The sequence below is a fragment of the Yersinia sp. 2545 StPb PI genome (genome assembly GCF_052217125.1).
GTDB classification, from domain to species: domain Bacteria; phylum Pseudomonadota; class Gammaproteobacteria; order Enterobacterales; family Enterobacteriaceae; genus Yersinia; species Yersinia enterocolitica_E.
The window spans coordinates 4,170,732-4,196,010 of record NZ_JAZGPY010000001.1 but is presented as its reverse complement, the minus strand read 5'-3'; the positions used below and the strand labels follow the sequence as shown (position 1 = coordinate 4,196,010).

Here is a 25,279-nt window from a genome sequence, read left to right as displayed (position 1 = left end):
ATATCCAGCCGATAAATTTTCATTTAAAACAAAAAATAAACATTACCTTAACTTGAGTGAAACATAAGTGTCTCTTATAGTTATTTCACGCCGCTGTGGCGTTCTCTCTGGGGGGTTATGCTATGAGCCCTAATAATATCAGCCGTCTGAGCACAATCAGTTTGGTAATATTGCTTGCCAGCTCACTTGCGGCATGTAGTGGAAGTGGTGGTGGTTCTCACAATACTGCGAAGAATAATACGGGTCAGGCCGCCGGTGGAACTGGTTCTGGTAGTGATGGCAGTGGCGGCGATGGTAATGGTGGCACTGGCTCTGGTGGCGGCTCTGGCGGCGGAACGGGCGGAGGAACAGATAACGGTGGTGGGACAACCGCGAATAATTCCGCGGTCGGGAATGTGGTTAGTGGTGTCGGTACCGCCGTAGATGGTGTCGGCAATACGGTCAGTGATGTTGTCAGCCAAACACCTGTCGGCAGCTTGCCAATCGTCGGTGGTGGTTTGGTCACCGTGGTTGACAGTGCAGGTAATGCAGTCAGTGAGGTTGGGACCGGATTACAGAATGGCGTCGGCCAATTAGGAAATAATCCTAATGCTTTAGGCACGACAGCCGCCAGTGTACCGAAAGCTGTCGCTGATGTCGGTACTGGTGTTTCAGGATTGGGAGGCACGGTCTCAGGTATCGCTGCTAATACACCATTGGGCGGTGTTACTAGTACGGCAGGTGGGCTGGTGGATAAGACCGGTGGTGCGGTAACGTCCATTGGTAATGGGCTGGCGCAAGACCTGCAAACCGGTACCACCAGTAAGTTGACGACCGCAGCGACCGGCATAGTGACGCCGGTGGTGGGTCAGGTACAAGACATTACGCAAACCGTAGGTGGAACCACGGGGATTGGCGCGCCGGTTAATAACTTATTGACCGCGGTCGGCGGCACCGTTGCGGCGACGGGGACACAAGTGGGTACGAGTGTGCCAACCTTAGCGGGCGTGGGCCAGGTATTACAAGGCACCGGGCAGGCAGTTGAGAGGGCCGGTGGTCTGGTCACTCCTCCTGCGTCAACTGGCGGTTCGAATGGCTTATTGGCGGGCGTTACCACGACCTTGACTCCCAGCACCGGTGGCAGTAATAGCGGGTTGCTGGCAGGTGTGACTAACACCGTTGGTGGCATTACCGGTGGGTTGACTGCGGGCGTCTCCGCTAACGCAAATGCCAGTGCGGGGGGAGGCTTGGGCGGAATATTAAAACCAAAAACCAATTAAAAATATAATGAGATTTGCTCTCCCTTACTCTCTGGGGAGAGCCTCGCTGTCTGACGATAATAAAAATAGGCTATTAAAATTATAATTTAATGTGCGCATAAGGAAATATTCTATGAATAATAGAGTGTGGCTGTTATTGTTATTTGGCACTGGTGGTATATGGCAATATAGTGCATGGGCCAATACGGTTCCCATGTTGATTGATCAGAATAATCCGTCCAGAATATCACGTGACATTGCTAAGCCCCAAACCACACGAACAGTACCACCTGCTATTTCAGTGTCTGCTCCCAATGCTAAGTTAACACTTGAAACCTTAATTGATGTGCAGCATATTCAATTTATTGGCGGTACACGTTATGATCTTAAGTTACTTCGTGAACCGTTCAACGGTTATATTGGTAAAAAAGTACCGTTAAAGAATTTATTGGTGGCAACTCAATCTATTACTACATTATATCAGCAAGACGGTTATATTCTCTCTTATGCTTATTTACCCTCAGATAACTTTATTAATGGCACGGTAAAAATAGGCTTGGTTGAGGGTTACATTGCCAATACGCGGATTCAAAGTGAAAATGTTGCGATAGGCCGCTGGCTAACCAAGCTATCACAGCGCATCATGGCAGAGAAGCCACTGACGCAGGACACCTTTGAACGCTACAATATTTTGATGAGCCGGACCCCGGATACCAAAATCATTGCCACGGCTAAAAACCCGGATAATATTTATGGCGCGACACTACTGGACGTTAAAGCCGAACATCCACGTAACTGGAATGTTAGTACTGCGCTGGATAGTCGCAAAGGAGTATACAGTGGTGTACTTAATGCAACCTTAAGTGGATTTACACCCTATGCCGAACAATTTGGTGTGGCGACGTTATTACCGCTCGACAGTAAAAATCGCGACCAATATCTTGGTTTAAACTATCAACAATATCTAGGGAGCAATGGATTATTACTACAAACCCGTGGCAGCTATTATAAGCAGGTTCCCAAAGACTATACCGATGTACTGACATTGTATCCGCAAGATATTACCTTATCAACGCGTTCCGAGCAGACGCAATATACCGGTGGTGTGGTATTGAGTTATCCATTGCAATTAACACGCAAGCGGCAATGGACCCTGAGTGGTGGCGTAGATTATCTGGAGAAAAGTTACAATTTAAAAACTCGCGCCCGATTTAATACTGTTAATAATTATTTGCTGGATTTAGAAGAGCAGAATCAGCGAATGCGTTATCCGGCGGCTGAATTAGCACTGGCGGGTTATCAGGAATATACCCAATCTTATTGGAGCACCCGCGCCAGTGTGCGCAAAGGGATCAATGGTGCTCTGGCATCCAGTTCGGTACCGTGGGGCGACTTGGGCTTTACCCGCTGGAAACTCACCGGTGACGGGGCATATCTGATGGACGAGAAATGGCGCTTGAGTGCCTCGGCAGAAGGGGATTGGTCGGACAATGATTTACCCGAGGCCGAGCATGTCACTTTTGGCGGACTGCGCTTCGGCCGTGGTTATCCAGACAGTGACGCAACCGGGGATTATGGTTATGGCGGGCAGGTAGAAATGCGCTATCTGCATAACCGGGAACAGGGCAACTGGTTGAAGACGGTCCAACCTTATGTGGTTTTGGATACAGCCCACACGTGGTACAACTCTGCCATTTTCCCCGCGAAGAAGCTGGCTTCATATGCCGTTGGGGTGACCTTTGGTGACAACAAACACTATTCACTGTCATTGGAAGGGGCGAGGCCGATTGGCGACCTCCCCAGTGATAGCACACGCCGTGATTGGCGGTTTAATGCTACTTTGACCTATAATTTTGCCAATTAACGCAGGTGATGGATAACCTGATTACCGCTGCCACGCCAGATAAGCGAGGGATCTTTTAGATCTTGCACGAATTTGCCGTCAACCAACACGTTGATCAGATCAACCACTTGCTGTTGTTCGTCGGTCAGTTCAGCCAGGGTGTAGCCCGTCCAGACCCAAATATCTTTGCTATCGCACTCATTACGCACTCGCTTAACCAGTTGCAGTATCGCAGACAGGTTTTGCGGGTGCAGTGGATCACCGCCGGAGAGGGATAACCCTTGCCGATGGATGCGGGCGTCATTGAGATCAGCCACTATCTGATCCTCTAGTTCACGAGTAAATGGCTTACCCGAATTCAGTCGCCAGGTACTTTTGTTATAACAACCCACACACTCGTGCATGCAGCCAGAGACGAACAGCGTGCAGCGGGTGCCGGGGCCGTTGATGACATCGACCGGGTAGTATTGATGGTAATTTATAATCAGTGCCTCCCTTTGTACTTGGCGCTGCGGGGGGGTTGGCTGAGTTCGCAAACCCGAATCACTTGACTACTATGTAAGTTCATCGGGATGAGTTCGCTTGCCGGCTACCTGCAACTCCAATTACTTTGGGTAATATCGTATTAAGTGGTTAGCCCAGTTGTCCGTTCGCCAGATGTTTCACGCGCCGCTTCACTTCTTCTTGCTTACCGGCATTGAATGGTCGTGCATCCGGGCTCCCCAGATAGCCACATACTCTGCGGGTTACCGAGACTTTCGATGGCTCATGATTGCCACATTTCGGGCAGGTAAAACCTTTACTGGTACAAGAGAATTCACCGGTGAAGCCACATTCGTAGCACTCATCAATTGGCGTGTTAGTACCGTAATAAGGCACCCGACTGTAGCTGTAGTCCCAGACATCTTCCAACGCTCTGAGGTTGTGCTGCAAGTTAGGGTATTCGCCGTAACAAATGAAGCCACCGTTCGCCAATGGTGGGTAAGGTGCTTCGAAGTCCAGTTTGTCGTATGGGTTAACTTTCTTCTCAACATCCAGATGGAAGCTGTTGGTGTAATAGCCTTTGTCGGTGACGCCGTCCACCACACCAAATTCAGCGGTATCAAGGCGGCAGAAACGGTCACACAGGTTTTCACTTGGTGTGCTGTACAAGCTGAAGGCGTAGCCGGTTTCATCTTTCCAGGTGTCTGTTGCTTGTCTCATCCGTTCGACGATAGCCACGCCCTTTTCACGCAATTTTTCGTCATCAAAGACATGGGTCTGATGGCCAAACAGCGCATTAACCGTTTCATGGATACCGATAAAGCCCAGCGAGATGGATGCACGGCCATTTTTAAAGATCTCAGAAACGTTGTCGTCGGCTTGTAAGCGCACGCCGCAAGCCCCTTCCATATACAGAATCGGAGCCACACGGGCTTTAATCCCTTCCAGACGGGCAATACGGGTCATCAGGGCTTTCTTGGCTAACAGCAGGCGTTCATCCAGTAATTGCCAGAACTGGGCTTCATCGCCTTTGGCTTCCAGCGCAATACGTGGCAGGTTGAGACTGATAACCCCGAGGTTATTACGGCCATCGTGGATCTGTTTACCCTCTTCTTCATACACTCCGAGGAAGCTGCGGCAACCCATTGGTGTTTTAAAGGAACCGGTTACTTTTACTACTTGGTCGTAATTTAGAATGTCCGGGTACATGCGTTTAGTCGCACACTCCAGCGCCAGCTGTTTGATATCGTAATTGGCATCGCCAAACTTGTGATTAAGACCGTCACGGATAGCAAACACCAGTTTCGGGAATACCGCGGTTTTGCGATTTTTGCCCAAACCGGCAATACGGTTACGCAGAATGGCCTGCTGGATCATGCGCGATTGCCAACTGGTGCCTAAGCCAAAACCGAAAGTGACAAAGGGGGTCTGACCATTGGCGGTGTGGAGGGTGTTAACTTCATATTCCAGCGACTGGAAGGCGTCGTAACACTCTTTCTCGGTGCGCGACATGGCATAACCGGCGGCATCAGGAATTTGCCACTCTTGAGCCACAGATTTATGTTTGTTAAAACTTTCAGTGACAAACGGGGCCAGAATTTCATCGATACGGTTAATGGTTGTACCACCATAGATATGGCTGGCAACCTGCGCGATAATCTGTGCGGTCACTGCGGTGGCGGTAGAAATGGATTTCGGTGGTTCAATTTCCGCATTACCCATTTTAAAGCCTTGGGTTAGCATGCCATCGAGATCAATCAACATACAGTTGAACATTGGGAAGAAGGGCGCGTAATCCAAATCGTGATAGTGGATTTCACCACGTTCATGCGCTAACACCACATCCCGTGGCAAGATATGCTGTTTGGCGTAGTGTTTCGCCACAATACCGGCCAGCAGATCGCGCTGGGTGGGGATCACTTTACTATCTTTATTGGCATTTTCGTTAAGCAGCGCTTTGTTACTTTGCTCAACCAATCCACGGATTTCCTGATTCAGGCGACCACGCAGCTCCCGCGAGATATCCCGGTCATGGCGATATTCAATATAGGCGCGGGCTAACTGCTTGTATTGACCGGCCATCAGTTGGTTTTCTACCGCAGTTTGGATGTCGCGGATATCAACTTTAGGCTGGTTTTCCATCGTCTGAGCGACCACACGGGCAACAGTTGCACAATAATCTGCGTCCACAACGTCAACAGCCAAGGCTGCGCGCTCGACGGCTTCCTTGATCCGCACCTCATCAAAAGGTACCTGACAACCGTCCCGTTTAATCACTACTGTTTTCACAATGCCTGCTCCTGTAGCCGGTAATAATTATCTACAAGAAATCTTATCCACAAGGCAAGCCGCAGCGGGTAAGGGCTGCGAGGGAGGTGTGGATGGTTTTGTGGATAACTACTACATATAGATGTTTGAATTCCTACAACCACTATATATGGGTAATGGCAGAAGTGACAGTCAACTAATTTGACTTAGAACAAGGAAATCGACGTTAGGTCTATTCCCTGCTCAGTGCGTCACAAAAACGATATTTTTATGTGACTTATTGTGCGGATAAAGCGTGATGTGGGCCGAAATGTTTTAACAGGAAATCAACCCAAACACGGACTCTGGGTGGTAAATCGGCAGAAGCATAATAAAGCCATACTGGGGTCGGGGCGGGCCAGTAACTCACCAATACCGGCATAAGGCTGCCATCGGCAAAGTGTGGCGCTGCATGCCACTGTGCCACATAGGTGATCCCCATATCCGCTAATGCGGCATGTAGCAGCATATCCGGCTGGGAAGAGATCAAACGACCTGATAACTCTAAGGATTGAACCTCATTATTCTGCTGCAATTGCCATTTTACTCTCCGGCCATTTGATGGATTACGGTGTATTAAACACTGATGTTGATAGAGATCCTGTGGGTTGGCGGGTGAACCATTGCGGGCCAGATAAGCAGGGGATGCCGCCAGCAGCATTTGCATTGGGTAAAACTGACGAGCAATCAAGCGGCTATCGGGATCGATGCGAGTGCCGATGCCGACATCAAATCCTTCTCCGACCAAATTCACCACTCTGGCCTCCAGTGAAAGATCCAAATCAATCTGCGGATAACGCGCCATAAATTTTGGAATAAGTGGCATCAACAGTTGGCGGCCAAAGCCGGGAATGACACTGACCCGCACCGTACCACTGGGTTGTTGCTCATCATTACGTACCGTATCCAGAGTGTTGGAAAGTGCCTGCCACAGTGGTGCCACTCGTGCCAATAATGTTTTGCCTTCATCCGTTAGCACCACGCTGTGGGTATTGCGCTGAAACAGACGTAGCGCCAGTTTTTCTTCCAGTACACGAATATTCTTGCTGACCGCAGCAGGTGTGATACCTAGCTGCCTGGCTGCGGTGGAGAAGTTGTCACTCTGAGCTGCGGTGAGAAAAGCGGGCAGTAAACGATGAATATCCAGAGGCAGCGACATAGTGGTTGATACCTTTAGTTGAAATTAATGTGACTGATAGCAGCCTACACCGACCAGCCGGAAAATGAAAAAATAGGTTTATCAAACTGGTTGGAGAAGTGCTATGCCCGCTATTTTAGTCTTAACATCCCATCGTCACCCGGATGAGTCTCGTATTAACCGTCGGTTGATAGAGGCCATCCGCCCATTAGCGAATGTCACGGTGCATGAATTGATGCGTGAATACCCTGATTTTCAGATAGATGTGGCGCGGGAACAGGAGTTGTTGAAGTCACATGATGTGATTGTGATGATGTTTCCGTTTTACTGGTACAGCTCACCGGCTATTTTAAGTGAATGGCAGGATGCGGTATTAACCCATGGTTTTGCCTACGGCAGTGGTGGCAATAAGCTACAGGGTAAGCCGTTGCGGTTGGTGGTCTCCACTGGAGGGAAGGCTCAGGATTATACGCCACAGGGATATAACCGTTATCCGGCGTTAGATCTGTTATTGCCCTTCCATGCCATGGCGAACCTAACCGGAATGGATTATTTACCACCGTTTTTGGTGCAGGGGGCAAATGAGATGGAGGAGGAGACGTTGGATGGCTATGTTCAGGGTGTGGTGGGGTTGATGAAGGGGTTTTAGTCACTAGTCCTGGTGGTAAGTGATCCGGTTCATTATTTTGGTTGATTTGGTGATTTGGTGATTTGGTGATTCGGTGCTCGGATTTGGTTGTTAGAGTAGATCGGATCATTATTTCGGTTGATAATCGTTCAGTGCTCAATTCATTTCCGCCACCTCAACCGAGTTAAGGCCCATAAGCGTGGGCCTTAACAATCCGCGCTTGCGCACGTATCGCTGGCCTGCTGCGCAGGTACCCTCAATCATCGTTCCGGCTAACGGACGGCTTTATTCGCGTCCCTGCTCATGACGCCTCAACCCGCCGTCCTTGGCGGGTTGCCTTGCCTACTCTCTTCACTCGGCGGCTCAAATGTGCTTTTAAACATCAAAACCTAAAGAAAAGGTTTTGATTTTGACGTTGGGCGCAATCAGGAATATTGCCGACAAAGATTGCAGGCCGAATGAGCCGCATGGACGCGGCGAAAGGGGCTGTCGAGCTGGGAGCGAGTCGGCCCCGGTTCGATTAGCCTGCAAGCGGCCGGAGGGCATGGCGAAGCCACAATATTTCGCGCAAGCGCGGGATTCCACAAGGGGGCGCGCCCGCCCCCTTTGGCGGTTGAGGCGACTAGGGTTAGGTTAGCCGTAAAGTTATAACAACCGAATCCGAGCACCGAATCAACCGAAACAGTGATCCGATCTATTCTATAAACCAAAACTTAACCCTCGAGTGAACGGCAAAACGCTATCCCATAAAATGCTCAGCCAGCTCTAAATCCCGCCGGGCAAACTCTCTTACTATCTTCCCGCTCTCCATCAGGGCCGCACGTTCAGACATATGGGCCACCACATCGCTGTCGTGGCTGACCAATAAATACGTCATGCCATGTTCGCGTTTCAAGTGATTGAGCAAATTGAGGATTTCCGCCTGAACCGACATATCTAATGCTGAAGTAGGTTCATCCAACAACAACAGTTTAGGGCGCAGCAGCAAGGCGCGGGCAATAGCAATGCGTTGGCGCTGGCCGCCAGAGAACTGATGAGGGTAACGCTGGGCGGCAGAAGCAGGCAGACCTACTTGCTCTAATGCACTTACAATTCGCTGCTGGATATTCTTTTCACCGTGAATCTGTAATGGCTCACCCAATGTGCGTTGAATATTATGCTGAGGGTGCAGCGAGGCATAGGGGTCTTGAAACACCATCTGCACATCTTTACGCAGTTGGCCGGTGAAACGTTGCCCTGGCCGTAACGGCGTACCCAGCAAGGTTATCTCTCCTTGCCATTCTCGCTGTAGACCGGCCAAAGTACGTAATACTGTAGATTTACCACAACCGGATGCGCCGATCAGGCTGAAGGTTTCACCCGCTTCAACCGCAAAGCTTACTGATTCAACTGCGGTTTTCACCTGATTTCTCTGCGGAAAACTGACCCGGAGATTATTGACTTCAATCAGTGCCATGGGAACCTCCAGAGAAATCAGCGCTGCGATCTAATACTGGCAAGTCAGTGCCATAGGTACCGGCATTCGGACGGCAGGCCCATAACGTATGGGTATAAGGATGAGTTGAATAAGGCAAATCTGCCGCCGCCCCTTGATCGACCAGTTTCCCTTGATACATCACCAGCACGCGATGGCAATGCTCAGCGACCAACGGCAAATCGTGGCTTATTAACAGTAAACTCATATTGCGCTGCTCGGTTTGTTCAACAATCAATTCAAGAATTTGATTACGCAGTTTGGCATCCAAGGCTGATGTTGGTTCGTCGGCAATTAATACTCGTGGGTTATTCACCAACGCTATAGCTAACATTGCCCTCTGGCCCATTCCGCCGGAGAGTTGACCAGGATAGCTGTGGTAAGCACCTTCATTCAGCCCGACGGCGGCCAGTGCATTTAATACTCGTTCATGAGCATCGGCCCCTGAAAGAGCATTATGTAACAGCAGGGATTCTTCAATTTGCTTACCCACGGTTCGCACCGGATTCAGTGCGTAGCGGGGATCTTGCAGCACCATAGCAATTTCACTGCCACGTAACGCCCCCCACTGTTTCGGCTTAAGGGATGTCAAATCGTGTTCGACGATCTTACCGGGATTTCCTTGTTCATCGGTATTGTCAGAGTAATAACTCAGCTTTTTGGCGCTGACTTTGCCCGGTGAGCGAACTAACCCCATCAGTGCTCTGGCAGTAATGGATTTACCGGAACCGGATTCACCGACCAGTGCTACGCGCTCATGGCCGAGCTGGAAGGAGATATTATCCACCACCCGCTGTTGTTTAAAGTCGACACTCAAGCCTTCAACGGCGAAAATTTTATCAGTCATGGTGAGGGTCCAAAATATCGCGCAGGCCATCGCCTAACAGATTAAAAGCCATGCTGCTGAGCAAAATGGCGCAGCCTGGAATCGCGGCGATCCACCATTGATCGAAGATAACCTGCATTCCGTCGGCAACCATTGATCCCCATTCGGACATGGGCGGTCTGGCTCCTAGCCCGAGGAAACCTAACCCGGCAGCGGCCAAAATAATGCCAGCTAAATCCAGCGCCAGACGCACCACCGCCGAGGGGAGACACATGGGTAAAATATGGCCCCACAACAGCCGAAGACCTTTAATTCCCATCATTTCAGCGGCGGCCAGATAATCACTTTTGCGCAATAATTGGATCTCGGCTCTGGCCTGACGGGCATAGGCCGGCCAGGTAGTCAGCGCCAATGCCAATGCACCGTTAATCAAACCGGGGCCGAGCATCGCCACGAAGGCAAAGGCCAGAATCAGCCGTGGCATCGACATCACTACATCAGTGATGCGCATCAAAATGCGTTCGAGCCAGCCACCGTAATAGCCGGACAGCACGCCGACCAGCAACCCCAATGGTAGCGTGATCACGGTAACCAGCAGTACCAGCCCTAAGGTTGGGCGGGTGCCGTAAATCAGGCGCGACAGCATATCGCGGCCATAACTATCAGTACCGAGCCAGTGGTGTGCACCTGGCGGTAATAAACGGTCGGCTGCGTTTTGCCAGTTGGGATCTTGTGGCGCTAACCACGGAGCGAAAATCGCAATGATCACCAGCGAGGAGAGAATAAACAGCCCAATGCTGGTGGAGGGGGAACGCTTTAGCGCGTGGCAGAAGGTTATCATCGACATATCAACGCGTTCTCGGATCCAGCAGGCGGACCAGCAGATCCGTCACATTGTTAATCAAAATAAAGCAGATACCTAGCAGCAGTGTCCCGCCCATAATCGCGGTGGTATCGCCAGCAAATAGTGCGCTGGTCAGGTAACGGCCAATACCCGGCCAGGCAAAAACGGTTTCGGTTAACACCGCGCCTTCCAACATACTGGTATAGGCCAGCGCAATCACGGTCAGTAATGTGCCACGGATATTGGGTAGTACATGCGTCAGCAGAATTCGCATTTCGCCCGCGCCTTTCGCTCGCGCCAATGTAATGTACTCTTTATTCAACTCGCTCAGACAGGCTGAGCGGGTCAGGCGGGTGATACTGGCTAGGGCATAATAAGAAAGCAGGGAAACCGGCAAAATTAAATGGGCGATGGCATTACTAAAGGCACCAGCATCATCGGAGCGCCAGGTGTCGATCAGCGCAAACCCCGTCTTCGCTTCCACTGTATATTGATAAATATCGTCAAGGCGGCCGGGGCCTGGGTTCCATTGCAGGCGCGCATAAAACAACAGCAACATCAGCAGGCCAAGCCAAAATATAGGTACCGAGTTACCCAGCAGGGTGATAAAGCGAATCGTGGCATCCAGCTTGCTGCCTGCCCAGCGGGCGCACAACAAGCCGAGGATAACCCCCAGTGCTGCGCCAATCACTAATGACAAGGTGGCCAATTCTAACGAGGCAGGGAAAACTGTCAGCAGATCCTGTAACACCGGTTGGCCGCTGGCACTGGCAGTACCCAGATCGCCATGCAGCAGCCGCACCAAATAGTGCCAGAACTGTACGGCTAATGGCTGATCCAGCCCAAGTTGGTGTTTAACTTGCTGATAGGTAGCCTCACTGGCGTGGTCCCCCACGATTTGTAATACCCTATCTACCGGCGACAGCGCCGACAGGAAAAAGGTAATTACCAGCAGACCGAATAAGGTCAGGGCCAGGGTAAATAAACCCTGTAAAAACCCCCAAAGACGACGCCGGGATTGGGTTCCCGGCGTATTATTTAGTGCTACAGACATCGACTAGCAACTCACTATTTCACAAATAAATTTATCAATATATCAACCAGCTATGCCCAAGAACTTGGCGTTACAGGTAGGCGGCAAGTGAACGAGTCCCGATGAGCTTACACTGGTAAGTGATTCGGGTAAGTTCACGCAGCTAACAACCCTGCAACTTCAAGTACGCAGGGAATAGGCTATTTGCTGACACGGTCATAATAGACCATATCCGCATTCAGACCTTGCTGGTAGCCTTTTACGTTATCGCGCAGCACAACTTGTGCTTTGGCTTGATCAATAAAGATATAAGGCGAGTTCTGTTGCAGCTCTTGTTGTAACTGGGTATAGAGCGCAGTGCGTTTCGCCGGATCGGCTTCTGCGACGGCGGCCAGTGTTTGTTTATTCAGCTCAGGAATAACCCAACCGTTTAAACCGGCAACAGTGCTGCTCTTGCCGTCGTTATAGGCAAAGGCGCTGGCATTGGAGTGTGCATCAAAGTAATCCGGGATCCACAAGCGGATAGCTGACTGATGTTGTTTAGCGCGGACTCGACCATATACTTGGCTGCCTGCTGCTGGCAGTAACACCAGTTTCACGCCACCTTGGGCAAAGCTTGCCTGTAACGACTGAGCGATAGTGATAAACGGAGGTTTGTTCTCAACATCCAGTGTCAATGTGGCATCTTTAATGCCTGCTTTGGCCAAAATCTCTTTAGCTTTAGCCGGATCAAAGGTGAATGGATTGCTTTCGAGAGCACCTGGTAAACCGACCGGCAGGAAACTTTGATGCACGAAATATTGGCCTTTCAGCAGATCTTTGGTAATTCCTTCATAATCAACCAAATAGCGTGAAGCGAGCCAAAATTCAGGTTTGCTCAATAGTGGGTTAGCAGGGTTGGCGGTGTTGAATACCAAATAGTTTTGTTCCGCTGAAGGGATCTCAACCACCTTAACGCCAGCTTGTGTTTTCAGCGCGGCGGTCTGATCTGGTCCCAATTCACGGGCAATATCGGCATCACCCTGCTGAATAAGCAGGCGGCGGGCACTTGGGTCCGGTACGTTCTTGATAATAATATTTTTAATCAGCGGTTTATCACCCGGAGATGTCGGGTTGGCATCCAGCACGATGGCTTGGTGCGGCTGATATACCCGCATTTTGAACGGACCACTACCGGCGGAATGCATTTTCAGCCAGGCATTACCATAGTCGTTTTCTTTAACATTGGCGGTGACGGCTTTCTTATCAACAATTGAGGCGATTGGGGTTGATAAGATATTCAGAGCAACCGCTGGGCTGACATCAGCGCTCCAGCTCAGTTGAACGGTCTTGTTATCAATCTTTTTCAGATGTTGATCGATGTTGCTAGCATCCCAGCCCAGTACGTTAAGGATGAAAGCCGGTGAACGGTTCATTTTTATCGCACGGGTAAAGGAGTAAATCACGTCATCGGCCTGCACTGGATTACCAGAAGCAAATTCAGCCTGCGGACGTAATTTCACGGTAAGGGTTTTGGCTGCGGCATCACCTTGCCAACTTTCAGCAAGGATCGGCACCACTTTTGCCGGATCATCACGATCAGCCTGTACCAGCCGCTGGTAGAGACTTGGAACCGTTTGAATACTCGACAGTTCATTACTTTCAGCCGGATCAAGGCTGACGATATCATCCAGGGATTGTACTACGACCAGAGTATCTGGTGGCGTTGCTGCCAATGCACCGCCAGATAGTGCTGTCAAAACCAATAATGACAGAATTTTAGCTTTCATTGTGACTCCCCGAAATGGGCTACAACCACGAATGTTTTTCGCGTTAATAGCAAGTATAGATAGTTAACATCGCTAGGAAATTATTGTTTTTTCGACTATTTCATCGCAGTTTCTCACGATAATGGCTTTACTGTCTGTGGTCAAAGTCTCAACAGTTATTTGTTATAACAATTAGTGATAAAAAAATATTACAAAAACGTAATGATTATTAATTCGCCCAGCAGCAGCACAATCTTTATTCCAGATTAATAAATGTTAAACACTTCCCACTAAATGAACAGTGAACTGGTTATAATGAAACGTTATTTCATTTTATTTACACGAAAGGGAAAGCCATGATTACCGGAAATATTCATCATTTGGAATTGTTGCCTTATCTGCCTGCACAATTAAAAGAAGCTATTGAGTATGTGAAGAGCCATATCACCGCAGAAACCCCATTGGGTAAGCATGATATTGATGGTAATAATCTATTCGTATTGATCTCCAATGACTGCACGGATTATCTGGAAAATCGCCGTGCGGAATATCACGCTAAGTATCTGGATATTCAGATTGTTTTGGCGGGCGTCGAGGGGATGACGTTCAGTAATCAGCCTGCCGGTAAGCCGGACACTGACTGGTTAGCGGACAAAGACATCGCTTTTTTACCGGCGGGTGTTGATGAGAAGCAGTTTGTCATGCAGACCGGTGATTTTGTGGTGTTCTACCCAGGTGAAGTGCATAAACCACTGTGTGCGGTGGGGGAACCGGCTAATGTGCGTAAAGCTGTTGTGAAGATATCTGTAAAATAAGCTATTTCACTTGTCAGCTTGAACTTCGGGCAGTGCTCGCCGCCGTCACATACTCCGTGTATGCTCCGTTGGCTGCGCGCTGTCCGCACTCAATCTGCTTGCGCCAATAACGCTTATTGATTAGATGTGAAAATAATTAAAAGCCGACACATCAGATGATCGGCCCTGTTATGTTTAGTCTTGACCCAATGTCGCGACCATCACTGCTTTGATGGTATGCAGGCGGTTTTCTGCTTGATCAAATACGATGCTGTGAGCAGATTCAAACACCTCTTCGGTAACCTCCATTCCCCCCGGAAAATCATACTGTTCGGCCATTTGTTTGCCCACGGTAGTTTGGTCATCGTGGAACGCAGGCAGGCAGTGCAGGAATTTGACCTGCGGGTTACCAGTGAGTTTTACCACCTCCATATTGACCTGATAAGGTTTCAGTAAGGCAACACGTTCTTGCCACACCTCTTTCGGCTCACCCATTGACACCCAAACATCGGTGTACAGGAAATCAGCGCCTTTTACCCCTTCGGCAATATCTTCTGTCAGTGTGATTTTTCCGCCCGTTTTCTGTGCCTGCGCCCGACAAGCCGCCACCAGACTGGCCTCTGGCCAACATGCTTTTGGTGCAACCAGGCGTAGATCCATCCCGACCAGCGCCGCCGCCTCCAGCATGGTGTTACCCATGTTGTTACGTGCATCTCCAAGATAGGCAAATTTCATTTCACTCAGCGCCTTACCCGGCAAATGTTCTTGCATGGTCAGCAAATCAGCCAGTAGCTGGGTTGGATGGAATTCATTTGTCAGACCATTCCATACCGGGACGCCGGCAAATTCGGCCAACGTTTCAACGATTTGTTGCCCGTGACCGCGATATTGGATACCGTCATACATGCGGCCTAGCACTCTGGCGGTATCTTTAATTGATTCTTTATGCCCAATTTGGCTCCCACCTGGGCCGAGGTAAGTCACGCGAGCACCTTGATCATATGCGGCAACTTCGAAAGAGCATCGGGTACGAGTTGAGTCTTTTTCGAAGATGAGCGCGATATTCTTACCTGCTAATTTTTGCTGCTCACAGCCTGATTTCTTGGCTTGCTTGAGTTCAGCAGCTAGGTCCAGCAGGGCCGTAATCTCGGTGGGGGTAAAATCCAGTAACCTTAGAAAGTGACGTTTATAGAACTGACTCATCTGTTCATCTCCATTTGCCCTTCATATTTGCTGTCTGGCTACAACACCAATTATTGGGGGGATTAATTGAACTTCAATGTGAATTTAAATTCAATTTATACGTATAAATATTCAATTACAACCCTAATCAATAAATCTTTCTCGTTTATAGTGGAGGCATTAGCGTGGGTGTGGGAAAATAGCATCATACAAAGCCCATTGACTGAGGATAAAGGCATGGCAAACCGCGAAATGCTGGACGAACAACGTGACGAGACCCGCCTGATCATCGAAGAACTGCTAGACGATGGCAGTGACCCAGATGCGCTATACACCATTGAACATCACCTTTCCGCTGAGAAGTTCGACGTGTTGGAGAAGGCTGCCGTTGAAGCATTCAAGCTGGGTTATGAAGTGACAGATGCTGAAGAGCTGGAAGTGGAAGATGGCTCATTAGTGATGTGTTGTGACGTGATCAGTGAAGTTGCACTAAATGCTGAAATCATTGATGCACAGGTTGAACAACTGATTGCACTGGCCGAAACCTGTGGCGTTAACTACGATGGTTGGGGCACCTACTACGAAGACCCGAACGCCGAAGATGACGAAGACGGTGATTTCGACGGTGAAGAGTTGGTGGACGAAGACGACGACGGTAAGCGCCACTAAATTACCCTTCGTCCTTGACGCTATAGCGGTGTTAGCTGCACTCACTCACCCGAATCACTGACTTGAGTCAGCTCATCGGGATTTGCTCGTTTGCTGCCTTGCTATAGCGCCAATGACTTTGGGTAATTGCCTTGGTGCTTGATGCTATAGCGGTGTTAGTGGCTCTTACTCACCCGAATCACTGACTTGAGTCAGCTCATCGGGATTTGCTCGTTTGCTGTCTTGCTGTAGTGCCAATGACTTTGAGGAATCCCCTTTGCTCTTGGCGCTATAGCCGCGTTAGCGGCATTTTCCAGCTAATACTATCAGGGCGCTTGATGCGCCCTGAATAATCACAGTTTTTTTAGCATCGTCACTTCGCAGTCCACATGGCCGGTATTGCCCATCGAACAGTCAATATGCTCAAAACCCAGTTTCTCATATAAGCCAATGGCGCTGGTCAGGCTGGCAGTGGTTTCCAGATAGCAGCGACCAAAACCCTGCTGACGAGCAAACGCCAACGCTTGTAACGCTAACTGTTTTGCCAAACCTTTACCGCGTAATATGGGCAGGAAATACATTTTCTGCAATTCACACAGATCGGCTTCGCCACCTGACAACGGTGCTACGCCGCCGCCGCCAGCGATATTACCGTCGACCTCGATCACCCAATAAGCGCTACGTGGCTGACTATATAGCTCAAACAAGTGATCCAGATTAGGATCAGATACGGTATAGCCTTTATCTGCGGTCAAGCCGAATTCAGCCGAAACATCACGGATAACATTGGCGATAGCGAGATTGTCTGCGACGGTGATAGGGCGCACCAGCAGACGGATCGGTGTGGCAGTGGTCATGGCGTATTACTCTATAAACCAATGGGTAATAACATAGTAATAATCTGTAATACCATCTATACCCGTCATACTTCAAGCTGTATGTGCGTTGGTTGCACTCAATAACCCGAATCACTTACTACCAGTAAGCTCATCGGGATGAATGAGGCTCATCCTGCGAGCTAGCATAAATGCTGTTCAAATCGGTTCCCGACCGATTTGTCTCTCGCTTGCCGTCTTCCTACAACTCGGATTATTTATGGTATGACACTGAATGAATGTAATGATAAAAAAACAGCGGCTAAATAATTAGCTCGCTGTTCTTATCAGGCTGTCGGGACTCGGGTTAATTACAGAGCAGCGATGACTGCCTGCTGTTCAATTAACTTTTGTTTGGCTTCAGCACAGGCCGCCATTCTTTCACGCTCTTTGGCAACTACCGCTTCAGGTGCGCGCGCCACAAAGCCTTCGTTACCCAGTTTGCTTTCGATACGCTCAATCTCGGCTTCCAGTTTTGCGACTTCCTTAGCCAAGCGATCCAGCTCAGTAGCTTTATCGATCAAGCCCGCCATTGGAATCAGCACTTCTGCGCCTTCAACCAGTTTGGTCACCGACACCGGGCCTTTATCACCATCAGCGAGCAGAGTGAGAGAGGACAAGCGTGCCAGCGACTGGATGAAACTCTGGTTTTCCAACACACGGCGCTGAGCTTCAGCACTGGCTCCACGCAGTATGACTTCCAGCGGCTTACCTGGCGCGATGTTCATCTCTGCACGGATATTACGCACCGCAATGATGGTTTGCTTGATCCACTCCAAATCACTCAGGGCTTTCTCATCTACCTGGCTGGCATCATATTCTGGGAAAGGTTGTAGCATAATGGTATCTGCTGTAATGCCTTTCAGGGTTTTAACCCGCTGCCAGATAGTTTCAGTGATGTAAGGAATGATTGGATGCGCCAGGCGCAGCAATGCTTCCAGCACCTCAATCAGGGTATGACGGGTACCGCGCAGTTCAGCATCAGAACCACTGTTCATCACCGGCTTGGTCAGCTCCAGATACCAGTCACAGAACTGGTTCCAGGTAAACTCATACAAAATACCCGCCGCTAGATCGAAGCGGTAAGTATCCATTGCTTCACGGTAGGCTTTGATGGTCTGATTGAATTCCGCCAGAATCCAGCGGTCAGCCAGTGATAGCACCATTTCGCCGCCGTTCTGCCCGCAATCTTGTCCTTCAGTATTCATCAGCACGAAACGGCTAGCATTCCACAGCTTATTACAGAAGTTACGATAGCCTTCCAGGCGTTTCATGTCCCAGTTGATATCACGGCCGGTAGAGGCCAGCGCTGCCAGCGTAAAGCGCAGGGCATCAGTGCCGTGCGGTTCAATACCGTTCGGGAACTGTTTCTCGGTGCGCTTGCGGATTTTTTCCGCCAACTGTGGCTGCATCATGTTACCGGTACGTTTTTCCAGCAACTCTTCCAGTGAAATACCGTCAACCATATCCAGTGGGTCGATGACGTTACCTTTCGACTTGGACATTTTCTGCCCTTCGTCATCGCGAATAAGACCGGTCATATAGACGGTCTTAAACGGCACCTGCGGTTTACCATTTTCATCTTTCATAAAGTGCATGGTCATCATGATCATGCGGGCAATCCAGAAGAAAATAATGTCGAAACCACTGACCACAACACTGGTCGGGTGGAAGGTTTTCAAGGCATCGGTTTGCTCAGGCCAGCCCAATGTGGAGAATGTCCACAGACCGGATGAGAACCAGGTATCCAGCACGTCTTCGTCTTGACGCAATGCCACGTCTGCGCCCAGATTGTTTTCGCGGCGCACTTCAGCTTCATCGCGGCCGACGTACACTTTACCTTGCTCGTCATACCAGGCCGGAATACGGTGGCCCCACCACAGTTGGCGAGAGATACACCAATCCTGAATGTCGCGCATCCATGAGTAATACATGTTTTCGTACTGCTTAGGCACGAACTGAATTTCACCGTTTTCTACCGCTTCAATGGCAACTTTAGCCAGCGGTGCCGTGCGTACATACCATTGGTCGGTCAGCATCGGCTCGATAACCACGCCGCCACGGTCGCCATAAGGCACCGTCAGGTCGTGCGGTTTAACCTCTTCCAGCAGGCCAAGTTTATCAAATTCAGCGACGACAGCTTTACGGGCAGCAAAACGTTCCAGACCCTGGAATTGTTCTGGGATTACACCGCTGCAAGCATCGGTAGCTTCACCGTTAGTATCAAACACTTCAGCTTCAGCACGGATATCACCGTCGAAAGTCAGAATGTTGATCATCGGCAGGGCGTGACGTTTACCTACTTCATAGTCATTAAAATCGTGCGCTGGGGTGATTTTCACGCAACCAGTGCCTTTTTCCATATCGGCATGTTCGTCACCGAGGATCGGAATACGGCGGCCAACTAACGGCAGGTAAACTTCTTTACCAATCAGATCTTTATAGCGCGGATCTTCCGGATTCACTGCAACACCGGTATCACCCAATACGGTTTCCGGGCGAGTGGTGGCGACCACCAGATAATCTTTACCTTCGGCGGTTTTGGCACCATCGGCTAGCGGATAACGCAGATGCCACATGGAACCTTTGGATTCGCGGTTTTCTACTTCCAGATCAGAAATAGCGGTGCGCAGTTTTGGATCCCAATTCACCAGGCGTTTGCCACGGTAAATCAGATCTTCTTTGTGCAGGCGAACAAACACTTCTTTAACTGCATTAGACAGGCCATCGTCCATGGTGAAACGCTCACGTTCCCAATCCACAGAGTTACCCAGACGGCGCATCTGGCGAGTGATGGTGCCGCCTGACTCGCCTTTCCACTGCCAGATTTTATCGATAAACGCATCGCGGCCATAATCGTGGCGGGTTTTGCCTTCTTCTGCGGCAATCTTACGCTCAACCACCATTTGGGTTGCGATACCGGCATGGTCGGTACCCGCCTGCCAGAGGGTATTTTTCCCCTGCATGCGCTGGTAGCGAATCAAGGTATCCATAATCGTCTGCTGGAAAGCATGGCCCATATGCAGGCTGCCGGTTACGTTTGGCGGCGGGATCATGATGCAATAGCTTTCTTTACTGGTATCGCCGTTCGGTTTGAAATAGCCCTGTTTTTCCCAGTGTTCATACAGCGGCTGTTCGATTTCTTGCGGACTGTATGTTTTATCGAGGGACGGCTCAGTTTTGTCGATATTAGAAGGTGTGTTTTCCATTTTCTTTTTATTTCAATTAGTTGGCGGCGTTGCCGTAGTCAAGTGGAAGCCGACGCTGCGATAAGACTTATATCGGTCGCGCGCCAACTGTTTCAAATTTTCTTCGTAAGGGACGAAGTCTACCACTTCATGGAAAGCGGTGGCAAAACCTGCGAACTCTGGCAGCAGGCTGATAAGCAGGTCGCGGGGTGAATTACCGCGCCGTTCCGGCCAGGCAAGTTCGACTGGCGCGCCATATTTTGGCCCTTCACCGGCCAGATTGTGTGGCACAAATTGGTCTGGTGCTCGTTGCCACAGGGCTTCATCCAGCCGCTGAGCCTGTTCCTGACTTTCACAGGCGATTAGCACCCGTTTGCCCGCCCGCCAATGGACAGCTGCAACTTCGCAGGCCAACGCCTCATGAGCACGTAGTTCACCGGCGGGCGTGTCGTGTTCGAGCAGGTAGAAGGTGGCGTTTTTCATAGGTTCTCAGCACTCTTCGTCCTTGACGCCGCAGGGGTGTTGGTTGCACTCACTCACCCGAATCACTTACTGATGTAAGCTCATCGGGATGAGTTCGTTTGCCGCCTACCTGCAACCCCAATGAGCTTGGGTGTATATCAAATGGAATACATCAAACGATTAATCGTCGCCGTTTAGTCCTGCACGATTTAGCAGGAACTGAGACAACAACGCGACCGGACGGCCTGTTGCACCTTTGTTCTTGCCTGAACGCCATGCAGTGCCGGCGATATCCAGATGCGCCCAGCTATATTTACGGGTAAAGCGCGACAAGAAGCAGCCTGCGGTAATGGCTCCACCAGCACGGCCGCCAATATTTGCCATATCGGCAAAATTGGAGTCCAGTTGCTCGGCGTATTCATCACCCAGCGGCAAGCGCCATGCACGGTCACCGGCTTGTTCGGACGCCCCAATCAGCTCATGAGCTAATGGATTATGATTCGACATCAAACCGGTAATGTGGTGCCCTAATGCCACCACACACGCGCCGGTCAGTGTAGCGATATCAATCACCAGTTCTGGATCAAAACGCTCAACGTAGGTCAGCGCATCGCACAGTACCAAACGGCCTTCAGCATCGGTATTCAACACTTCGACTGTTTGGCCGGACATGGTGGTTAGAATATCACCAGGGCGATAAGCACGGCCACCCGGCATATTCTCACAACCCGCCAATACACCAATTACGTTCAACGGCAATTGCAGCTCAGCCACCACCCGCATCACGCCATAAACGGTTGCTGCACCGCACATGTCGTATTTCATCTCGTCCATGCCTTCGGCCGGTTTGATGGAAATACCACCAGAGTCGAAGGTCAGCCCCTTGCCTACCAGCACAATTGGCTTAGCGTCAGGGTTCGGATTACCCTTATATTCTATCACCGACATTAATGATTCATTCTGCGAACCATGGCCAACAGCCAGATAAGAGTGCATTCCCAGCTCTTTCATCTGCTGCTCACCAATGACGCGAGTAATGATATTGGTGCTAAACGCATCGGCCAGTTGGCGCGCCTGAGACGCCAGATACGCGGCGTTACAGATGTTGGGTGGCATATTGCCCAAGTCTTTAGCGGCTTTGATACCAGATGCCACAGCCAGACCGTGCTGTATTGCGCGCTCACCGCTGGTCAATTCGCGGCGGGTTGGCACATTGAACACCATTTTACGCAACGGGCGGCGAGGCTCGGTTTTATTACTTTTAAGTTGATCGAAGGTGTAAAGCGTTTCTTTGGCTGTTTCTACCGCCTGACGCACCTTCCAATAAGTATTGCGGCCTTTAACATGCAGTTCAGTCAGGAAGCAGACTGCCTCCATTGAACCGGTGTCATTAAGGGTATTGATGGTCTTCTGGATCACTTGCTTGTACTGGCGTTCATCAAGCTCACGCTCTTTACCACAACCAATTAACAAGATGCGCTCGGAGAGAATATTCGGCACATGGTGCAGTAACAGCGTCTGCCCGACTTTGCCTTCAAGTTCACCACGGCGCAATAAAGCGCTGATGTAGCCATCACTAATTTTGTCGAGTTGTTCGGCAATTGGAGATAGACGACGAGGTTCGAAAACGCCGACTACAATACAGGCACTGCGCTGTTTTTCCGGGCTGCCGCTCTTTACACTGAACTCCATGCACTCTCCTGAATCTTAAAGACAAAGGCGGAAGCTACCGCTAGAATGTAGCGCTCCGCAACGATCTCTCTCCGTTGTGTTAACGACGTGTGTTAACCTTAACGGCATAAGTTGTTTTGTTTTGGCGACTATAAGCATGTTCCTATAGGACACCTAAACGCTAGATGCTGTAATACTATTTTAGCTGTGAAGGTTGCCATATGATGAGAATAAATGGCGGATTAACGATGAAACTATCGATTTTCCTGCAAAAAGACAAGTTTTCACAGGCGTATTAGCGTGATCATCATTAGATATCTGGTACGGGAAACACTTAAGAGCCAAATTGCGATTCTGTTCATCCTGCTATTAATCTTCTTTAGTCAGAAGTTAGTACGGATATTAGGCGCTGCGGTCGATGGTGAAATACCGACAAACCTGGTTTTATCCCTTTTAGGGCTCGGTGTGCCGGAAATGGCACAACTTATCCTGCCATTGAGCTTATTCCTTGGCCTGCTGATGACGTTGGGCAAATTGTACACGGAGAGTGAAATCACCGTGATGCATGCCTGCGGCATGGGCAAAAAATCCCTCATAATGGCTGCATTGATTCTGGCGCTGGTGACTTCTGCTCTGGCGGCGGTTAATACCATCTGGCTTGGTCCGTGGTCTTCTAAACATCAAGATGAAGTATTGAACGACGCCCGCGCTAACCCAAGTTTGGCCGCTTTGGCCGGTGGGCAGTTTAAGTCTTCAACCGATGGCAATTCAGCCTTATTTATCGGTAATGTGACAGGCAAAGAGTTTAACCGTGTATTTTTGGCACAATTGCGGCCAAACGGTAACCAACGCCCCTCTGTGGTTGTAGCAGATAGCGGCCATATGACCGAACGACCAGATGGCTCACAAGTGGTTATTTTAAACAAAGGTACCCGCTATGAAGGCACCGCGTTGTTGCGCGATTTCCGCATCACTGATTTTGTTGATTACCAAGCAATAATCGGCCATCAGGAAGTGCAACAAAACAACAATGTGGCTGAACAGATGACTATGAAACAGCTATGGCGTGCAAATGAACCCGATGCCCGCGCAGAGTTTCATTGGCGTCTGACACTGATTGTATCGGTGATTATCATGGCGTTGTTGGTGGTGCCACTGAGTGTTGTCAATCCACGTCAGGGGCGAGTGCTGAGCATGTTGCCGGCAATGTTGCTGTATTTGATTTTCTTCCTGTTACAAAGCTCCCTGCGCTCTAATGCAGGTAACGGCAAGCTGGACCCACTTGTCTGGATGTGGACCGTAAACGGTGCATATCTGGCGGTTGCGGTGGTATTGAACCTGTGGGATGGCCTGCCGGCTCGTAAGTTACGTGCGCGATTGAGAGGTGCTGCCTGATGTTTGGTGTATTAGACCGTTATATCGGACGGACTATCCTCAATACCATTTTGATGACGTTATTCATGCTGGTATCGCTCTCTGGCATCATCAAGTTTGTCGATCAGCTACGTAAAGTCGGGCAGGGTGACTACTCAGCAGTTTCCGCAGGCATGTACACTCTACTGAGTATCCCTAAGGATATTGAGATCTTTTTCCCGATGGCGGCGCTATTAGGCGCATTGCTGGGTCTTGGGTCATTAGCGACTCGCAGTGAACTGGTGGTGATGCAGGCATCAGGTTTTACCCGCATGCAAATTGCCGCGTCGGTGATGAAAACCGCGATTCCGCTGGTATTGTTGACAATGGCGATCGGCGAGTGGGTTGCGCCTCAAGGTGAGCAGATGGCGCGTAATTTCCGCGCTCAGCAGATGTATGGTGGTTCACTCTTATCAACGCAATCGGGTCTGTGGGCGAAAGACGGTTCTGACTTTATCTATATCCAGCGGGTATCGGGTGACAATGAACTGACGGGGGTTAACATTTACCATTTTGATAAACAAGATCGCCTGCTTTCAGTGCGTTACGCCGCAACAGCCACTTATGACGACAATATTTGGCGTTTATCGCAGGTTGATGAATCTGATCTTACCAATCCTAAGCAAGTGACTGGCTCTCAGACCTTGACTGGCGAGTGGAAGACCAATCTGACCCCAGAGAAACTGGGGGTGGTTGCGATGAATCCCGACTCGCTCTCCATTCGTGGTTTATACGATTACAGTAAGTACCTGCGGCAAAGTGGGCAGGAATCGAGCCGTTACGAGTTGAACATGTGGGGCAAGATATTCGCACCATTCTCAGTCGCGGTAATGATGCTAATGGCGTTGTCATTTATTTTTGGCCCATTACGTAGTGTACCGATGGGTGTTCGGGTGGTTACCGGTATCTTCTTCGGCTTTGTTTTCTACGTACTGGATCAGATTTTTGGCCCACTTAGTTTGGTTTACAGCATTCCACCGGTCATCGGTGCGCTGTTACCGAGTATACTTTTCCTCCTAATCAGTGTTTATTTGCTGCTAAAACGGCGTTGATGGCGTTTTTTTCGACACTTAGACTAAACTTGGTGGGATAACAGTTGCATGCGGATCATTGCTAGGTATAATTCACCTCGTTCTCCGCATACTACTTCAGTGCCGAAGTGGCGAAATCGGTAGACGCAGTTGACTCAAAATCAACCGCCGCGAGGCATGCCGGTTCGATTCCGGCCTTCGGCACCATTAGTATGAAAATCAAGTCACCGCAAGGTGGCTTTTTTTTTGCCTGAAATTCAGTTCTTGCATAGTCCCTTCGTTTTCCCAATTACGAATTTTACATTATCCGAATGAATTCATACCTAGCAGATTTGCCATCTCTGTCGAACCTAGTTCAAGTTTTTTTCTGAATATTTTGATATATTCTGCTTTATCTAGAATTTCAATTGTCATACATGCCTACTTATCCGGTTTCATCCTCGGTAATGTTGG

General features: G+C 49.7%; 20 protein-coding genes and 1 tRNA gene. 8 read left to right on the top strand and 13 right to left on the bottom strand.

The features are described from left to right. Nucleotides 1-122 precede the first annotated feature (122 nt). Both V1955_RS19465 and V1955_RS19460 read left to right on the top strand, forming a co-directional pair. Nucleotides 123-1,259, top strand: a complete 1,137-nt coding sequence (locus V1955_RS19465) for a collagen-like triple helix repeat-containing protein (protein WP_442821305.1) — start codon at nucleotides 123-125, stop codon at nucleotides 1,257-1,259. 112 nt (nucleotides 1,260-1,371) lie between these two features. Next, complete coding sequence (locus V1955_RS19460) at nucleotides 1,372-3,102, top strand: ShlB/FhaC/HecB family hemolysin secretion/activation protein (RefSeq protein WP_442821304.1); 1,731 nt, start codon at nucleotides 1,372-1,374, stop codon at nucleotides 3,100-3,102. Here V1955_RS19460 and nrdG read toward each other — a convergent pair. From nrdG to V1955_RS19445, 3 genes are all read right to left on the bottom strand, one after another. Next, nucleotides 3,099-3,563, bottom strand: a complete 465-nt coding sequence (gene nrdG, locus V1955_RS19455) for an anaerobic ribonucleoside-triphosphate reductase-activating protein (protein WP_083163906.1) — start codon at nucleotides 3,561-3,563, stop codon at nucleotides 3,099-3,101. The two genes, V1955_RS19460 and nrdG, sit on opposite strands and share 4 nt — an antisense overlap. Before the next feature lie 151 nt (nucleotides 3,564-3,714). Continuing rightward, nucleotides 3,715-5,853, bottom strand: coding sequence for an anaerobic ribonucleoside-triphosphate reductase (gene nrdD, locus V1955_RS19450; protein WP_372568591.1), 2,139 nt, complete (start codon nucleotides 5,851-5,853; stop codon nucleotides 3,715-3,717). 256 nt (nucleotides 5,854-6,109) lie between these two features. Continuing rightward, nucleotides 6,110-7,030: a LysR family transcriptional regulator gene (locus tag V1955_RS19445; protein WP_083160842.1), complete on the bottom strand. Its 921-nt coding sequence runs from the start codon at nucleotides 7,028-7,030 to the stop codon at nucleotides 6,110-6,112. A gap of 103 nt (nucleotides 7,031-7,133) precedes the next feature. On the opposite strand from V1955_RS19445, the gene V1955_RS19440 reads away from it, so the two are divergent. After that, nucleotides 7,134-7,658 carry an NAD(P)H-dependent oxidoreductase gene (locus V1955_RS19440; RefSeq protein ID WP_083160840.1) on the top strand — a complete coding sequence of 175 codons (525 nt, stop codon included), beginning with the start codon at nucleotides 7,134-7,136 and terminating at the stop codon, nucleotides 7,656-7,658. Between the two features lie 718 nt (nucleotides 7,659-8,376). On the opposite strand, the gene V1955_RS19435 is transcribed toward V1955_RS19440, so the two are convergent. From V1955_RS19435 to V1955_RS19415, 5 genes are all read right to left on the bottom strand, one after another. After that, nucleotides 8,377-9,093, bottom strand: a complete 717-nt coding sequence (locus tag V1955_RS19435) for an ABC transporter ATP-binding protein (RefSeq protein ID WP_083160838.1) — start codon at nucleotides 9,091-9,093, stop codon at nucleotides 8,377-8,379. Further along, nucleotides 9,080-9,958 (bottom strand): ABC transporter ATP-binding protein, encoded by an 879-nt coding sequence (locus tag V1955_RS19430; RefSeq protein ID WP_372557868.1) that lies wholly within the window; start codon nucleotides 9,956-9,958, stop codon nucleotides 9,080-9,082. Before V1955_RS19430 ends, V1955_RS19435 begins: the two co-directional genes overlap by 14 nt. Next, the gene (locus V1955_RS19425; RefSeq protein WP_005186584.1) at nucleotides 9,951-10,784 is read right to left on the bottom strand and encodes an ABC transporter permease; all 834 of its coding nucleotides are present in this window, start codon (nucleotides 10,782-10,784) and stop codon (nucleotides 9,951-9,953) included. The genes V1955_RS19430 and V1955_RS19425 overlap by 8 nt, the downstream gene beginning before the upstream one ends. Before the next feature lies 1 nt (nucleotide 10,785). Further along, complete coding sequence (locus tag V1955_RS19420; protein ID WP_442821303.1) at nucleotides 10,786-11,835, bottom strand: ABC transporter permease; 1,050 nt, start codon at nucleotides 11,833-11,835, stop codon at nucleotides 10,786-10,788. A gap of 179 nt (nucleotides 11,836-12,014) precedes the next feature. Further along, entirely contained in the window at nucleotides 12,015-13,583 is a 1,569-nt protein-coding gene (locus V1955_RS19415; protein WP_083160832.1) for an ABC transporter substrate-binding protein, read from the bottom strand. Between the two features lie 335 nt (nucleotides 13,584-13,918). Between V1955_RS19415 and V1955_RS19410 the strand changes: the two genes are divergently transcribed. Continuing rightward, on the top strand, nucleotides 13,919-14,377 hold the full coding sequence (locus V1955_RS19410) for a YhcH/YjgK/YiaL family protein (RefSeq protein WP_083160830.1): 459 nt from the start codon (nucleotides 13,919-13,921) through the stop codon (nucleotides 14,375-14,377). A 174-nt stretch (nucleotides 14,378-14,551) separates the two neighbouring features. On the opposite strand, the gene argF is transcribed toward V1955_RS19410, so the two are convergent. Next, nucleotides 14,552-15,559 (bottom strand): ornithine carbamoyltransferase, encoded by a 1,008-nt coding sequence (gene argF / locus V1955_RS19405; RefSeq protein ID WP_442821302.1) that lies wholly within the window; start codon nucleotides 15,557-15,559, stop codon nucleotides 14,552-14,554. Between the two features lie 216 nt (nucleotides 15,560-15,775). On the opposite strand from argF, the gene rraB reads away from it, so the two are divergent. Continuing rightward, nucleotides 15,776-16,207 carry a ribonuclease E inhibitor RraB gene (gene rraB, locus V1955_RS19400; RefSeq protein ID WP_083160826.1) on the top strand — a complete coding sequence of 144 codons (432 nt, stop codon included), beginning with the start codon at nucleotides 15,776-15,778 and terminating at the stop codon, nucleotides 16,205-16,207. A gap of 332 nt (nucleotides 16,208-16,539) precedes the next feature. Here the strand turns inward: rraB and V1955_RS19395 are convergent, their stop codons facing one another. The 4 genes from V1955_RS19395 to pepA form a co-directional block, all read right to left on the bottom strand. Continuing rightward, nucleotides 16,540-17,043, bottom strand: coding sequence for a GNAT family N-acetyltransferase (locus V1955_RS19395; RefSeq protein WP_005186590.1), 504 nt, complete (start codon nucleotides 17,041-17,043; stop codon nucleotides 16,540-16,542). A gap of 329 nt (nucleotides 17,044-17,372) precedes the next feature. Further along, a complete protein-coding gene (locus V1955_RS19390; RefSeq protein WP_372568595.1) occupies nucleotides 17,373-20,270 on the bottom strand; it encodes a valine--tRNA ligase in 2,898 nt (965 codons plus the stop codon). Nucleotides 20,271-20,282: 12 nt separating this feature from the next. Further along, entirely contained in the window at nucleotides 20,283-20,732 is a 450-nt protein-coding gene (locus V1955_RS19385; RefSeq protein WP_004704882.1) for a DNA polymerase III subunit chi, read from the bottom strand. A gap of 159 nt (nucleotides 20,733-20,891) precedes the next feature. Further along, nucleotides 20,892-22,403: a leucyl aminopeptidase gene (gene pepA / locus V1955_RS19380; protein ID WP_005186600.1), complete on the bottom strand. Its 1,512-nt coding sequence runs from the start codon at nucleotides 22,401-22,403 to the stop codon at nucleotides 20,892-20,894. A 279-nt stretch (nucleotides 22,404-22,682) separates the two neighbouring features. Here pepA and lptF point away from each other — a divergent pair, with 279 nt between their 5' ends. From lptF to V1955_RS19365, 3 genes are all read left to right on the top strand, one after another. Beyond that, nucleotides 22,683-23,777, top strand: a complete 1,095-nt coding sequence (gene lptF / locus V1955_RS19375) for an LPS export ABC transporter permease LptF (protein ID WP_083160822.1) — start codon at nucleotides 22,683-22,685, stop codon at nucleotides 23,775-23,777. Continuing rightward, nucleotides 23,777-24,847 carry an LPS export ABC transporter permease LptG gene (gene lptG, locus V1955_RS19370; RefSeq protein ID WP_083160821.1) on the top strand — a complete coding sequence of 357 codons (1,071 nt, stop codon included), beginning with the start codon at nucleotides 23,777-23,779 and terminating at the stop codon, nucleotides 24,845-24,847. Before lptF ends, lptG begins: the two co-directional genes overlap by 1 nt. 101 nt (nucleotides 24,848-24,948) lie before the next feature. Then, nucleotides 24,949-25,033, top strand: a tRNA-Leu gene (locus tag V1955_RS19365). Nucleotides 25,034-25,279: the final 246 nt, after the last annotated feature.

Excerpts from the sequence above, each read along its gene's own strand:
- V1955_RS19420 (WP_442821303.1), bottom strand. The coding sequence starts at position 11,835 with ATGTCTGTAGCACTAAATAATACGCCGGGAACCCAATCCCGGCGTCGT.
- pepA (WP_005186600.1), bottom strand. The coding sequence starts at position 22,403 with ATGGAGTTCAGTGTAAAGAGCGGCAGCCCGGAAAAACAGCGCAGTGCC.
- V1955_RS19410 (WP_083160830.1), top strand. The coding sequence starts at position 13,919 with ATGATTACCGGAAATATTCATCATTTGGAATTGTTGCCTTATCTGCCT.
- V1955_RS19440 (WP_083160840.1), top strand. The coding sequence starts at position 7,134 with ATGCCCGCTATTTTAGTCTTAACATCCCATCGTCACCCGGATGAGTCT.
- lptG (WP_083160821.1), top strand. The coding sequence starts at position 23,777 with ATGTTTGGTGTATTAGACCGTTATATCGGACGGACTATCCTCAATACC.
- rraB (WP_083160826.1), top strand. The coding sequence starts at position 15,776 with ATGGCAAACCGCGAAATGCTGGACGAACAACGTGACGAGACCCGCCTG.
- V1955_RS19425 (WP_005186584.1), bottom strand. The coding sequence starts at position 10,784 with ATGTCGATGATAACCTTCTGCCACGCGCTAAAGCGTTCCCCCTCCACC.
- V1955_RS19390 (WP_372568595.1), bottom strand. The coding sequence starts at position 20,270 with ATGGAAAACACACCTTCTAATATCGACAAAACTGAGCCGTCCCTCGAT.
- V1955_RS19465 (WP_442821305.1), top strand. The coding sequence starts at position 123 with ATGAGCCCTAATAATATCAGCCGTCTGAGCACAATCAGTTTGGTAATA.
- V1955_RS19435 (WP_083160838.1), bottom strand. The coding sequence starts at position 9,093 with ATGGCACTGATTGAAGTCAATAATCTCCGGGTCAGTTTTCCGCAGAGA.
- V1955_RS19460 (WP_442821304.1), top strand. The coding sequence starts at position 1,372 with ATGAATAATAGAGTGTGGCTGTTATTGTTATTTGGCACTGGTGGTATA.
- V1955_RS19445 (WP_083160842.1), bottom strand. The coding sequence starts at position 7,030 with ATGTCGCTGCCTCTGGATATTCATCGTTTACTGCCCGCTTTTCTCACC.
- argF (WP_442821302.1), bottom strand. The coding sequence starts at position 15,559 with ATGAGTCAGTTCTATAAACGTCACTTTCTAAGGTTACTGGATTTTACC.
- V1955_RS19395 (WP_005186590.1), bottom strand. The coding sequence starts at position 17,043 with ATGACCACTGCCACACCGATCCGTCTGCTGGTGCGCCCTATCACCGTC.
- V1955_RS19385 (WP_004704882.1), bottom strand. The coding sequence starts at position 20,732 with ATGAAAAACGCCACCTTCTACCTGCTCGAACACGACACGCCCGCCGGT.
- V1955_RS19430 (WP_372557868.1), bottom strand. The coding sequence starts at position 9,958 with ATGACTGATAAAATTTTCGCCGTTGAAGGCTTGAGTGTCGACTTTAAA.
- V1955_RS19415 (WP_083160832.1), bottom strand. The coding sequence starts at position 13,583 with ATGAAAGCTAAAATTCTGTCATTATTGGTTTTGACAGCACTATCTGGC.